The following is a 13,549-nucleotide window of genomic DNA, read 5'->3' as shown; positions in this document are numbered from 1 at the left end:
CTCGCTCCCACATTGGGTTGTGCTAAAGCAGATGTCCGGTACGACTCACGACTACTGTGGGAGCGAGCCTGCTCACGAAGAGGACCTGGCACACCGCAAAGCCGCTCACACATTCGTCTGCACATTCCTACAACTCAATACTCATCCCGTCATAGGCCACTTCAATCTTGCGACGCACCAGCTCGGCCCGCTCGGGCGAGTCTTCGTCCAGGATCGGGTTGGTGTTGTTGATATGGATAAGCACCTTGCGCTGTTCGGGCAATTGCTCCAGCACCTCCAGCATGCCGCCAGGGCCATTCTGCGCCAGGTGGCCCATTTCCCGACCGGTGCGAGTGCCGACGCCACGGCGTTGCATTTCGTCGTCGTCCCACATCGTGCCGTCCACCAGCAGGCAGTCGCTGTCGGCCATGATCTGCAGCAACGGTTCGTCGACCTTGCCCAGGCCCGGCGCATAGAACAGTTTGCCGCCGCTGCGCAGGTCTTCAACGATCAGCCCGATGTTGTCGCCCGGGTGCGGATCGAAGCGGTGCGGTGAATAGGGCGGCGCGGCGCTGCGCAGCGGCAGCGGGGTGAAGCGCAGGTTCGGGCAGGCCGGGACGGTGAAGCTCTGGTCCAGCTCGATGCGGTTCCAGCTCAGGCCGCCGTTCCAGTGGGTCAGCATGTTGAACAGCGGGAAACCGGTGCTCAGGTCTTCATGGACCATGTCGGTGCACCAGACCTGATGCGGGCAGCCTTCGCGCAGGCTGAGCAAGCCGGTGGTGTGATCGATCTGGCTGTCCATCAGGATGATCGCGCCGATGCCAGTGTCCCGTAGCGCCCGGCCAGGCTGCATCGGGGCGAAACCCTGGAGTTGCGCGCGGATGTCCGGCGAGGCGTTGCACAGGACCCAGCTCACGCCATCATCGGAAATTGCAATGGACGACTGGGTGCGCGCCTGCGCTCGGAGACTGCCGTCGCGAAAACCCGCGCAATTGGCGCAGTTGCAGTTCCACTGGGGAAAGCCCCCGCCGGCGGCGGAACCTAGAATCTGGACGAACATGCTCGCTCCATCTGCAAACCAAAATAAAAACGCCCCGGATGGCCGAGGCGTTGTGTCGCGTACTAACTGCCTGCAATCATCAACGGCTGGCGAAGTACATGGTGACTTCGAAGCCGATACGCAGGTCGATATATGCGGGTTTGGACCAGGACATGGGAATACTCCTTTGGTTGGGGTGGATCGGTTTAAAGCTATACATATAGTCCACCTCCGTCCGGAGATGTTCAGATGCTCAGGTGACTATGTTACTAAATCTGACAATTTGGTTCGCTGCGATTCTCTGAGAAAGCTCATTGCAGCGCCTGTAATGATCATTCGGCCGCTCGCCAAGGGGCGCCCGGGCTCGGCGCGTTGCTGAGGCAATAACGTCCTCCATGCGCATCGATCAAGCGGCGGGCGGCATTCACCAGGTCTATGCGCTGCATGCCCAGGATGGCATCGGCCAGTCGCTCAGGGAAGTCCGCCGGGTGGCCGGCCAGTTTTCCTTGCCAGAGTAGCTCGGCCGCCTGGGCGCAGGGCAACGCCGCGATTTGCATCTGGCTGGCCAGGGCTTGTTGTTGGCTGGCCAGGGTTGCATCGTCGGTTTTCTCGACCACTGCGGGGAGCTCGGTCAGGAACTGCTCCATATGGCTGACCAACTGTGCGGCCGACGTCTCGGGCGATTGCGCACCCAGCAACAAGCCGGTCCACCCATCGATTTGTTTCAAACCACTGAACACCGCATAACCTAACTGCAGCTCGACTCTCAAGCGCTGGTAATACGGGGTCTGGCACAAATGAGCCAGCAATCGCCAGGCAGCTTCGTCGGGCAAGTCCAACGTGGGCGAGGGGCAAAACAGCAACACGGCGTGTTCGTCGCCATGGGTCTCGAGGGTGCGCCAGATCCGCCCTGGTGAAGGCGTCACTGCTGGCGCCGTCGCCTCGCGGGCCACGCCAGGAATTCGGGCCAACAACGGGCCCACAGCCGCTTGGGAAGCAGCCGACAGACCGATGGCCAGGCCGTCCCAGCGGGCGCTTGCCCAGACGTCTTGTTCGCTGTCGGGCGGTGGCAGCTCTGCATGCCGCAGGTTTTGCTGATAGTAATCCGGCAATTCCCGCAGCAAATGTCGAATCGGCATCAGGGGCGTTTCGTTCCTGGCCTGAATGGGTGGCAGCGGCTGCTCCAGCTTCGTCAGCAGGTGCTCAAGCACCAACGGCATCGGTGCTTGCAAACCGACCAGCTTCAACAGCCATCGATCACTACAGGCTTCGAAAGTGATGTCCACGCCTGCCTGCCGGGCGTCCTCGCGCACATCCGCCAGGTGCCGATCGAGTCTGGGTTGAAAATCCAGCGGTACCCGGGTCTCCAGTTGCCAGCGCACATACACCGCACTTTCCCGGGAGTCCGGCAATGCCTGGCTGAACTGCATGGGCGAGCGTTCCCGCCGGCCCCGGCTGCGGTCTTGTGCGAACGTGCGCAGACCACGGTGGGCGCTGGTCTGGCCGCGTATCAAACCGGCGCGGGGCGGCTCGCTTGGCGCTTGCAGGAACGGGTTGGGCGAGGGCAGTTGCCATTGTTCGGTGACCGGATTCGCAGGGTGCAATTGTTTGAGGATTTCTCGAACCCGCATCAAGTCGTTTTCCGCTAGAGCCCCGGCACATCCATCGCCGTCCCAACGCGCCAGTTGCAGGGCGGTTGCCGTTTCCTGACGGCGCTGCAGTAGCGCGTTGAATTCCTGGCGCAAGGGAGCCCAGTCGTCATGGGCGGCAAAGAACCCCAGCCAATCGCGCAGCAACGGCTCGATAGCCGACGGTACCTGGCCGCTGTCGAGCTTGAGCTCGATGTGCAGCAGTGCCTGACCGGCAAATTCATACAGCGGCGAAGCCTTGAGGCTGTCGGCGAGACCTCGTTGGCGCAACGTCGCAAGCAAGCCGCCCGGTTTGCTGGAGTTCAGCCAGTGACACAGGAAGGCCAATGCTTGAGGCGAGGCGCCAGGCAAGTGTTCGAGGGCGAAGAGCAAGTCGAGGCAGCCTTCCCGGACCTGTTGATAAGCGATGCCTGGCGACGTCATTAGCCTCGGCGGCGATTGCCTGGTCACCGCTTTTCCGATGGGCATGCTTGTAGCGAATTGATCGGCCAGCGCCTTCATTGTTTCGAGGCTTTGCGGGCCGGCGAGGCTCAAGGTCATCTGACCGCTCTGGTAGAAACGCTGATGGAAACCGCGCAGCGCCGTTTGAAATTCAGGCTGTGATACGCCGAGGCTGTCGCGGTTGCCGGCGTGAAAACCTCGCAGCGGATGAGCCGCCGACAACCCGTCATACAGGGCAACCTGGCGCTGGGCGGCGGCGTCCCGGGACCAGGCGATGAATTCGGCGTGCAGCACTTCCCGCTCGCGTAACTGGTCGGCTTCATCCAGTCGGGGATGAGCGAGCATGTCTGCCAGACGCTCCAACCCGTCGGCCAGGGCGGCAGGCGGCAGCTCGATGAAAAAGTCCGTGGTGCGCTCGCTGGTACGCGCGTTGACTTGCCCACCGTGGTCCCGGACGTAGGCCATCAGGTTCTGCCCGCTGGGAAAACGTTCTGTCCCGAGGAAGAAAAGATGTTCGAGAAAATGCGCGAGGCCCGGCCAGGCCTCGGGCGCATCATGGCTGCCGGCCGCCACCCGCAACACCGCAGCGCTGCGCTTGAGGCCGGGTGCATGGCGCAACGTCACTTGCAGGCCGTTGGCCAGGGTTTCGGTATGGGGGCGGAGGGAATCGGGGGCCGGCATGAGCGCTTCCAGGACAAGGATGTGCTCATGCTAGCGGATTAGCCCGGATCAGTGTTTATGCAAGTCGCCGTATAGCGCCGGGCGACGGTCATGCAGGTAGTTGTAGGCCGCGCGTGAGTCATTCATCAACTGTCGATCCAGTTCGCCGACGATCAACGCCTCGTCCAGCCCCGCCAGGGCCGGGCGGCTGCCGTCCGGCGCGGCGATGCTGCTCTGGCCGCAATAGCGCAATTCACCTTCATGGCCACAGTAGTTGGCGTAGGCCACGAAACACTGGTTTTCAATGGCCCGTGCCCGCACGGTGACGTCGGCGATGAACTCGTAGGGCTGCATGTTGGCGGTCGGCACCAGGATCAGCTCGGCACCGGCCAAGGCCAGCCGCCGGGCGTTTTCCGGGAACTCCAGGTCATAGCAGATCAGGAAACCGAGTTTCCAGCCGTTGAGCTCGACAATGGGCAGCGTCGCACCCCCGGCGCTGAACATCGTATGGTCGAGGTCGCCGAACAGGTGACTCTTGCGATAGTTGGCGAGGCGTTCGCCTTGGGCATCGATCAGTTGCACGGCGTTGTAGATGTGTCCGTCTTCGCTGCGTTCGGGGTAGCCATAAAGAATCGCCAGGCCGGCCGCCTTGGCGATGCGGCCAATCTGCTGGGCCCATTCGCCGTTGTAGACCTCGGCCAGTACATTCACCGCATCGACGCCGATGTTATAGCCGGTCAGGAACATCTCCGGCAGCACCAATATGTCAGCGCCTCGGGCCTCCAGCGCGACTTGGTGCAGGCGCTGCAGGTTGCCGGCCGGATCCATTGGCAGCGGTGGACATTGGTAGAGGGCTACGCGCATCGACAACTCCTTTTATTCGGGCAGGGCGATCGGACCGATTTCGTCGAACACATCCCCTGGACCCGGGTTCTCGGCATGGGTTTTACCGCCGAAGTGTTTCATGATTCCCCACACGGCATTGAGCGAGGTCTGCACCGCGCCTTCAACCCAGGCGGGTGTCCATGAGACGTCGTCGCCGGCGATAAAGATCCCTTTTTGTTCGGCCGGCATGTCGTCCTGCATGAAATGCGCGTACATGCGCTGGTTGTAACGATAGTGGCCGGGTAGCGCGCCCTTGAAGGCGCCGAGGAAATACGGGTCGGCTTCCCAGGACACGGTGATCGGTTCGCCAATGATCCGCGCGGCGATGTCCACCTTCGGGTAGATTTTTTTCAGGGCATCCAGGGCCAGCTTGACGCGTTTTTCCACCGGGTACGGGAGCATTTTCAGTGCATCGCTCATCCAGGAATACGACAGGCAAATGACCCCCGGCTTGTTGTCGCCGTTGTCGAACAGGTAGGTGCCTCGGGTCAGGCGATCGGTGAGGGTCATGCTCATCAGGTCGCGGCCGGTTTCCGGGTCCTTGTCCTTCCAGAACGGCCGGTCGACCATCACGAAGGTCTTCGACGATTGCATGTAGCGGGTGCGATCCAGGGCCATCCACATTTTTTGCGAGAACAGCGCTTCTTCACACTCGATCTGGGTGGTCAGCAGCCAGGTTTGGCAGGTGACCAGCACGGCGGCGTATTCGCGCGTGTCGCCCCAGACGTCGGTCACGCTGAATCGGCCGTCGTCGGCGCGAGCGATACGCTTCACCCCGCTGCGTGGCGCGCCCAGGTGCAACGAATTCAGGCTGGTGCCCTCCGGCCAATGCACACAACGCTCCGGCACGTGCCTCCAGATTCCCTGCGGTACCTGTTCCACACCGCCAACCACCAGGTGCTGATGGTCGTCGCAATTGGTCATCACCACACGAAAGATTTCCAGCATCGAGTTGGGGAAGTCCGAGTCCCAGCCGCCCGTGCCGAAGCCGACCTGGCCGAACACTTCGCGATGCTGGAAAGACAGCTTGGCGAACGCCTTGGAGGTGGCGACGAAATCGTAGAACGTGCGGTCATCCCACAGCGGTACCAGGGTGTTCCACAGCGACTTGAGTCGCGGCACGTCGCGCTCGCGGATCGCTTGCTGGATTTCGCTGAAACGCGAGCCATCCTCCAGGGCATCGGCCCAGGCGTCAGCGACTTCCTGGAACAGCGCAGGGAGGTCGGCCATTTTTTCGGCGTAGTAAGTCTGCCCTTCCAGGTCGATGACGGTGCTGCCCGAGGCCGAGGTCAGTGGGTTGGGGAACGGTTTGGTCTCCAGGCCCAGTTTGTCGACGTAGTGGTAGAACGCCGTGGACGACACCGGAAAACGCATGCCACCGAGCTCGGCAACGATGCCTTCGGCGCCGTTGAACGCTTGGGAGCGCAGACGTCCGCCCATCTTCGACGCCTCGTAGACCACCGGTTTGAGGCCCAGCTTCATCAATTCGTAAGCGGCTACGAGACCGGCGATCCCCGCGCCGACGATCGCCACTTCAGCCCCGTGGTTGTGCTCGGGAATGACCCCCAGGCCGGCCGGGTGCTCGATCCAGTCGTCAAAGGCGAAAGGAAAGTCCGGCCCGAAAATGGTGATGGGCTTCTTACCGTCTGCTGGGTGGCGATTGTGCTTGTTCATGGCTGACCTTGATGGGCGACTCGACGCGGCGTTCGCGTCTGAGTATAGAAAAGATGCCAGCCATTCTAGAGAGGGTGAAGCACGTTAATAAGACGCAATGTGTCGTCGTTTTGCGTGATTACAAGTCATTTTGTAATCTGGTCGAGTCGTAATGACGAAGTATGATCCTGTGGGAGCGAGCCTGCTCGCGAAGCGGTTGTCAAAAAGAACTACTCCAACTGGCCCACCGCATTCGCGAGCAGGCTCGCCCCCACAGGGTAAGTTGCAAGACTTCAGACCGGCTGGCCCCGATCGATCTTGCTGCTGAGAATGATCGACGTAGTCGTTTTCTCCACCCCGTCCACGCTGCCGATCTGGTCGAGCAACTGATCTAGCTGCTCCGGCGAATCGGTGCGCAGCCACGCCACATAATCAAATTCGCCGCTGACTGCGCACAACTGCTGGACCTGGGCCATGGCGCTCAAGCGTCGCAGTACCTCTTTACCGGAGCGTGGCTGCACCTTGATGCCGACATAGGCCTGTAGACCGCCATCGATCACCCGCTGGCCAAGACGCACGCCGTAGCCGGTGATCACCCTGGCTTTTTCCAGTCGAGCCAGGCGCGAAGTCACTGTGGTGCGGGCAATTCCCAATTGCCGGGCGAGCATGGCGACGCTTTCCCGCGCGTTGATTTGCAGGGCCGAGATCAACTGGCGGTCGATTTCGTCGAGGACGGGGGGGCGGATCTCAGTCAAGGTTGGCTCCGGCGCGGGCATCAATGGCGGGCATGTTACAGGTTCCCTCGCTCGAAATAGCCAGTGGCAGGTAAAGCCAGCGCCCGCCAGGCGGCTGCCAGGTGCGCCTGGGAAGACCTGAGCCAGACACCTTCCTGGCAGATCAGTTGCTCAGTGGGCAACTGCAGCAGAGCGTCCAGTGAGAACGACTGCACCGAACCCTGGTCCTTGTCGGCTTCGGTCTCCCAGTCGCGCTGGAAGCTTCGCAGGCGTAGTTGCTCTTCTTCGAAACTTTCAAATAGCGGCCGATTGCCCAGCCATTGCGGATGTATACGCAGCGTACGCGCCTCAACATCAAGAAGCAGCAGTTGCCAACCGCGGTAACTTCCACACAGTTCCGTGACATCGGTCGCCATGCAGGTCAGGGCCAGGTAGCGGCTGTCCGCCGACCAGATCATCGAGGGCGCCAGATCAATCAACGCGCAGCCTGAGACGGTCAGCAAATGCCCGCCGAGACGGGGCGTACCGGTACGCACCCAGCTGTCGGCGTATTCCGTCTCACTGCCGAACAGCCAGGCGGCATCCTGATCATTCGGCGCGGGCTGGATGAAATCTCCCTCGGCAGTGGCCGCTTGCGGGCCAGCCACCAGACGCCAAGTCGGGACGGCTTTGAGCTGCGAGTCTGTCGGCTGCAACTGCACAGTGTTGTAGAACAGCCGGGATTGCTCGTTGGGACGGAAGAACGACGCGTCGCCGCCAACCTCTGGCGCGGCGATGTTGAAACGTTGCAACGGGCTGCTTTCCTTGTCTTGATCAAGACGGCCCTGGATCACTGCCAGATTCAATCGACCATCGCGCAAATCCAGTATCCGTTCCACCCACATGGGCGGCCCTTCCAGCAGACGTTGCTCCTGCACATCCGCCACCAGCGCATGGCTGGTGACTGTCGTTGAGTTTTCAAAGGGCAGCAGCGCCAGATAGCGTCCACAATCGGAAACCCGATGGTCCAGCAGCCAAGCCCCCGGCAACGACCAGTCACCGATCCGGCAGCGATAGCCACCCAGGCCTTGGCGATTGTCACCGAGCCAGGTCAGGACAGCGCGCACATCGCCTTGCAATGGTTGCGTCTCGATGCACGAGTCGCCTCGCCGCCCCGTGCTGTCAAGCGGCAGCATGATCGCCATGCGGGTCAGCTTGAACTCACCGACCTGCACGCGTCCTTGAGCGTCATGACCGGTTTGGGTCTCGGTATCGCCGTGGATACTCTCCAGGCGGTAGCCATAACGGCCGGCGCCTGGTCGCGGATAATCGAGATACGAGCCGATACGGACATGGCTCGCATCAAGACTCAATAATTCGTGCCAATAAAAGGACGGCTCCGCGTCGCTCTTCACCCACGGCGAGGGCAGGGCTCGCCAGCCATGATCCACTTGCCACAACCAGTACTGATTGCCATCCGCCTCGTTGGCCTGCTCCCGGGCCAGACAGACCAGGGCGCGGTTATCGCCGCTCCAGACCAGTGGCGCATCGGCTGCCATGACCAGGCCCGATGGTTGACCATTGAGGCTGATGGCGTAGCGCGGCGAATACAGTGGCTCCAATGGCTGGGCCAGATCGCGAAAGGTCTTGGGCAACAAGATGTCGCCCTGCAGGATTTGCCCCCCATCAATGGAAGTCCGTTCGAAGCTGCGCGCAACATTATCAGGATTCCAGCCAGGCTCCAGCCAAAGGTCCGCAAACGGGATCAGGTCGGATACTTCGGCGGCCTGCAACAGTTCATCCAGTCGGACCTGACGAACGCTGTTGTCGACCAAGGGGCTATGGCGGCCGCTCAGTTGATCCAGGTCCAGGGCATCCAGCTCCCAGAACTCGCTTTCGGCACAGCGGTACAGCTTGCGTTGCTCCCGGTCGAGAACGACCAGTCCCCATTCCTGGCGTGAAGGTACCGGCGCGGCGAAATAGCGACCGTCGCTGGAGAGCACCGCCGAGGAGCCAAGGCCTTGCAAGAGCACGCCATCAGGAAACAGATAATCGCAATGAACGGGGCCGCCCATGGCGATTTCACTGTGGTTGAACACCCGGATCGGCTCGCCCTCGGGCGTCAGCAGCGGTGCGTTTGTGCCCCAGGCACTCGGTCCTTGGCCCGTAGAGGAGACCGGCGCCAACCCAAGGCGGCGCTCCCACTTGCTCACGCAGGCGAGCCCGCCAACGATGGCGACGATCGCCACCAGAATACCCCACCACTCAGGCAATGCCCGCCCCAGACTGAAACCCAGGCCAAACACCGCGCCGACAGTCAGCCGGGCAATACCCCGGCCCACCCCCAAAAAGCCCAACCGCGCGGCAAGACCCATCAGCAAACCGAGCAACACCACCGCCAGCAAGGCCAGCGGCGGCGGCAGTATGGTAATGAAAAAGGCTGGCACCACCAGGATGCCGAGCTGCCAGAAGAGTTCGAGGAACAGGCGGGGAAGGCTGGGGCTGGCGATGATGGGCGTCTCGGCGGGGTATTGGAAATCTGATTGTAAGTGAGCGGACGTTAAAAAAGACAAAGTCCGGCGCTGAGCCGTTTACGAGAACCTTGGTAGTACGCTGCTGATCGGCCCGGAAATACAAAAGCCGCGCAATGCGCGGCTTTGGAGTTGGTGGGCCCACACGGACTTGAACCGTGGACCAAAGGATTATGAGTCCTCTGCTCTAACCAACTGAGCTATAGGCCCTCAGTAGGCCGCGGATTATAGCGACGGTTTCTCGGCTGTGCTATCCGAAAAATCCGATACGGTCACATGCAGAAACGTCGCGGCAAATTCTTCGGCGCACAGGGGCAGGCTGACGATGTAGCCCTGGATCTGTTCGCAGCCTTCCTCGGCGAGAAATTGCTGTTGGGCGAGGGTTTCGACGCCCTCGGCGATGATGCTGAATTGCATGCTCCGGCCCAAGGCGATGATTGCCCGCACGATGGCCACATCGTGGGGGTCATCGGGCAGGCCGCGGACGAAAGACTGGTCGATTTTCAGGATGTCCAGCGGCAGGCGCTTGAGGTAGCTCAGCGAGGAATAGCCGGTACCGAAGTCGTCGATGGCCAGTTGCACGCCGAGTTTTTTCAGTTGATACAGTACCGTCAGGGCCTCTTCGGCCTGGCTCATGATGAAGTTTTCGGTAATCTCCAGTTGCAACAAACCAGGCTCAAGGTGGTTTTCCCGCAGCAATTGTTCGATCCGATTCAGCAGGTTGGGCTGACGCAGTTGGGCGCCGGCCAGGTTGACTGACAATGGCCCGAGGCTTTCGTGACAGCTGTTCCATGCGTGCAGTTGCCGGCAGGCGTTTTCCAGTACCCAATCGCCGATTTGCAGGATCATGCCGTTTTCTTCGGCCAGGGGGATGAAATGCTCCGGTGGTACGTCGCCAAAGGTCGGATGGGTCCAGCGAATCAATGCCTCGGCGCCCACCAGCCGGTTGTCGATGAGGCTGATTTTCGGCTGGAACGACAACGACAGTTCGTTGCGTTCGATCGCCCGACGCAGCTCGTGTTCCAGTGCCACGCGCTCGCTGGCCTGGGCCGTGAGGTCGCGAGTGTAGCTTTCCACCCGGTTGCGGCCCTTGGCCTTGGAGCGGTACATCGCCGCGTCGGCGTTTTTGACCAGCGTGGCGACATCGCAGCCATCCTGCGGATAGAGGCTGGTGCCGATGCTGGCGCTGATGAAAAACTCATGCTCGCCGGCCTGGAACGGCGCGCAGAAACAGTTCAACAGCTTCTGCGCAATGTGCTCGGCATCGCTGGGCTGCTGCAGGCCGGGCAGCAGGATGATGAATTCGTCACCGCCCAGGCGCGCCACGGTGTCGATATCACGCAGTTGCTCGCGCAGGCGCACGGCAATGCCCTTGAGCAGCAGATCGCCGACCGGGTGCCCGAGGCTGTCGTTGATGTGTTTGAAACGGTCCAGGTCCAGGAACAACACCGCGCCTTGGCCGCCATTTTCTTGCTGACTATTGAGCGCCGAGAGCAAACGGCTTTCGAACAGGGTGCGATTCGGCAGGCCCGTGAGCGGGTCGTGATGCGCCTGGTAGTCGAGTCGGGCCTGGGCGTGCTTGAGGCTTGAAATGTCGGCAAAAACCGCGACGAAATGGGTGGTCTGTTGTTCCTGGTTGCGCACGGCGCTGATGGTCAGCCAGCTGGGATACAGCTCGCCATTCTTGCGTCGATTGGAGATTTCACCCTGCCAGTGGCCCTCCGCCGTCAACTGATGCCACATCGCGGCATAAAACGCGCTGTCGTGCAGCCCGGAAGCAAGCAGCCGAGGCGTATGGCCCAGGGCTTCGGTTTCGCTATAGCCGGTGATTTCGGTAAAGGCTCGGTTCACGGCGCTGATGTGCTGTTGCGTATCGGTGATCAGTACGCCTTCGGCGGTGCTTTCGAATACGGTGGCGGCCTGCTGCAGTTTCTCCTGCATGAAGTGGCGTTCGGTGATGTCCCGGGCGATAGTCAGCATGCAGTCCTCGTTGCCGATGGGCAGCGGACGGCTGGACACCTCGCAGAGCCGTATCTGCCCGTCTTTACGGCGGATATGGCAGCTGAAATCCTTTACGAAACCGTCCCGCTGCAGCAGGTCGAGCATCTGCTTGCGCTCGTTGAGATTGACCCAGATTCCCAGGTCCAGGGTCGAACGATCAACCGACAGGGCGCTGTTGAAACCGGTAATGCGGCTGAAACCGTCGTTGACTTCAATCAGCAAACCATCGCTCTGCCTGGATAGCAGCAAGCCGTCGGGCGAGGCATGAAAAGCCTTGGCGAACTTTTCTTCGGAGGTCTGCAATTGTTGCTGGGTCTCCTTGAGCTGGCTGATGTCCCGCACCACCACGACCAGCGCGGGCGTGGTGTCCAGATCAAAGGGTTCGGCAGATATCAGCCCGGTGAACACTTCGCCGTTGCTGCGTTGGAAAGGCATTTCCAGATTGCGAATGCTCCCGGCCTGCAACCGCTGGAGCAGGCTCGGGCCGACGCCCTGTATGCCCCAGATATCCAGGTCGGTAGCGCTTTTGCCGACCACCTCTGCGGCGCTGAGGCCGATCTGCTCTTCGAAGGCTTTGTTGACCTCCAGCAGGCAACCGTCCAGCAGGCGGGCAATCACCAGGATGTCCGGGCACTGGCGAAACACCGAGCCGAACTTCTGTTCGGAAAGGCGCAGCGCTTCCTCAGTGTGCTTGGCTTCACTGATGTCGATCATCAGTCCGCGCATCAACGGTTCATGGCCATGCTTGATCAGGCTGACGATGTCCCGCACCCACAGGCAGCGACCGTCGGCGGTGATCACCCGGTAATCGATGCAATGGTCGCGGCCGGCAAGGACTTCGTGATCACAATATGTCTGCGCGCGGATCAGGTCCGCCGGGTGAATGATGTTGCGCCAGAATCCGGGGATGAGCCAATGGGCGAGGGGGTAGCCGAGCAATTCTTCGGCGTGAGGCGATACATAGCTGTAGGTAAAGTCGCTGACCCTGGCCTCCCAGGCAATCGCCGAAAGGCTCTCTACCAGCCCGCGATAATGGTATTCGCTGCTGCGCAACTCCTGTTCCAGGTCGACGCGTCGGGCTATTTCCGAACTCAGGCGACGGTTGATGCGAATCACCACCGCCAGGATGGCGATCAACAGCAGCAGCCCGGGCAGGCCGTAAAGCAGCAGGTCTGACCAGAGCTGGCGATGGTCCCGCACGTTGCCAACCCATTTTTCCTGGATTTCGCTGATCTCCATCGGCGTCATGTCCGCCAGGACCTTGTCGAGGATGCCCACCAATATCTTGTTTTCCCGTGGGACGGCCATCGCCAACTGGTAGCGGTAGGGCGTTTCTCCGCTGACGTAGAGCCCGTCAAGCTTGAGCTGGCGCAAGCTCCACACGCTGGAAGCAAGATCGCCCACCACCGCATCGACTTCATCAGTCGCCAAGGCCTGCAGCGCCGAACTGACGTTGGGCAGCGCGACCAGGTTTAGGTCGGGGTGGTGGTTGCGCAGCAGTTCGTGGGGGGCATAGTTCTCCACCACGGCGATTTTCAGCCCGTAAAGGTCTTCGAGCTTATGGGGGCGGGGCCCGCCTTTATGGGCCAGGATCACAATTGGAAAATCGAGGTAGGGGCGGGTGAACGACAGGTAGTTCTGGCGTTCGGGGGTGGACATGATGCCCGGTAGAAGGTCGATCTTGCCCTGCACGACCTGTTCCAGCACCTCCGTCCAACTGACGGGTTCGATGGGGGTGAGCGTGACGGCCAGTTTCTCGCGGATGATGTCGACATAGTCGGCGGCCAGGCCTTGGTAGAGGCCGTTGTCGTCGCGAAATTCGAACGGCGGCCATGACGCATCGACACCCAGGCGCAGGTCGGGGTGGTCCTTGAGCCAGCGGCGTTCTTCCTCCGTGAGCGTCAACGCGCCGGCCGTTGCGGTCCAGGTCATCAGTGACAGCAAAAGCACGGCCGTCAGTCTGGGCATCACGGTCTCGTCATGGCTGGGAAAGGATGA

Annotated in this window: 8 protein-coding genes and 1 tRNA gene; all 9 read right to left on the bottom strand. The window is 61.3% G+C overall.

Translation table 11 applies throughout. The annotated features are described in order from the left end of the window. Positions 1-127: 127 nt before the first annotated feature. The 9 genes from pqqB to J3P91_RS24980 all read right to left on the bottom strand — a co-directional run bounded on the left by pqqB (position 128) and on the right by J3P91_RS24980 (position 13,519). Complete coding sequence (gene pqqB / locus J3P91_RS25020) at positions 128-1,039, bottom strand: pyrroloquinoline quinone biosynthesis protein PqqB (RefSeq protein WP_434571383.1); 912 nt, start codon at positions 1,037-1,039, stop codon at positions 128-130. Between the two features lie 79 nt (positions 1,040-1,118). Next, entirely contained in the window at positions 1,119-1,193 is a 75-nt protein-coding gene (gene pqqA / locus J3P91_RS25015; RefSeq protein ID WP_003177660.1) for a pyrroloquinoline quinone precursor peptide PqqA, read from the bottom strand. Positions 1,194-1,350: 157 nt separating this feature from the next. Beyond that, complete coding sequence (pqqF, locus tag J3P91_RS25010) at positions 1,351-3,789, bottom strand: pyrroloquinoline quinone biosynthesis protein PqqF (protein WP_434602022.1); 2,439 nt, start codon at positions 3,787-3,789, stop codon at positions 1,351-1,353. A gap of 48 nt (positions 3,790-3,837) precedes the next feature. Continuing rightward, complete coding sequence (locus tag J3P91_RS25005; protein WP_434602021.1) at positions 3,838-4,632, bottom strand: carbon-nitrogen hydrolase family protein; 795 nt, start codon at positions 4,630-4,632, stop codon at positions 3,838-3,840. A gap of 12 nt (positions 4,633-4,644) precedes the next feature. Next, positions 4,645-6,327, bottom strand: a complete 1,683-nt coding sequence (locus J3P91_RS25000; protein WP_434571388.1) for a flavin monoamine oxidase family protein — start codon at positions 6,325-6,327, stop codon at positions 4,645-4,647. Between the two features lie 272 nt (positions 6,328-6,599). Then, a complete protein-coding gene (locus J3P91_RS24995) occupies positions 6,600-7,061 on the bottom strand; it encodes an Lrp/AsnC family transcriptional regulator (RefSeq protein WP_434602020.1) in 462 nt (153 codons plus the stop codon). A 35-nt stretch (positions 7,062-7,096) separates the two neighbouring features. Continuing rightward, positions 7,097-9,532, bottom strand: coding sequence for a hypothetical protein (locus J3P91_RS24990; protein ID WP_434605219.1), 2,436 nt, complete (start codon positions 9,530-9,532; stop codon positions 7,097-7,099). Between the two features lie 151 nt (positions 9,533-9,683). Beyond that, a tRNA-Ile gene (locus J3P91_RS24985) sits at positions 9,684-9,760 on the bottom strand. 15 nt (positions 9,761-9,775) lie between these two features. Beyond that, complete coding sequence (locus J3P91_RS24980) at positions 9,776-13,519, bottom strand: bifunctional diguanylate cyclase/phosphodiesterase (protein WP_434602019.1); 3,744 nt, start codon at positions 13,517-13,519, stop codon at positions 9,776-9,778. Between the last annotated feature and the right edge of the window lie 30 nt (positions 13,520-13,549).

Origin of the sequence: Pseudomonas sp. Z4-7 (genome assembly GCF_051131965.1) — a bacterium.
Classification (GTDB): Bacteria; Pseudomonadota; Gammaproteobacteria; order Pseudomonadales; family Pseudomonadaceae; genus Aquipseudomonas.
The sequence above is the reverse complement of the archived record's forward strand: the minus strand, read 5'-3'. Positions and strand labels throughout refer to the sequence as shown.

Bases quoted from the DNA above. Each gene is read 5' to 3' on its own strand.
- pqqB (WP_434571383.1), bottom strand. From the start codon at position 1,039: ATGTTCGTCCAGATTCTAGGTTCCGCCGCCGGCGGGGGCTTTCCCCAG.
- pqqF (WP_434602022.1), bottom strand. From the start codon at position 3,789: ATGCCGGCCCCCGATTCCCTCCGCCCCCATACCGAAACCCTGGCCAAC.
- J3P91_RS25005 (WP_434602021.1), bottom strand. From the start codon at position 4,632: ATGCGCGTAGCCCTCTACCAATGTCCACCGCTGCCAATGGATCCGGCC.
- J3P91_RS25000 (WP_434571388.1), bottom strand. From the start codon at position 6,327: ATGAACAAGCACAATCGCCACCCAGCAGACGGTAAGAAGCCCATCACC.
- J3P91_RS24980 (WP_434602019.1), bottom strand. From the start codon at position 13,519: ATGCCCAGACTGACGGCCGTGCTTTTGCTGTCACTGATGACCTGGACC.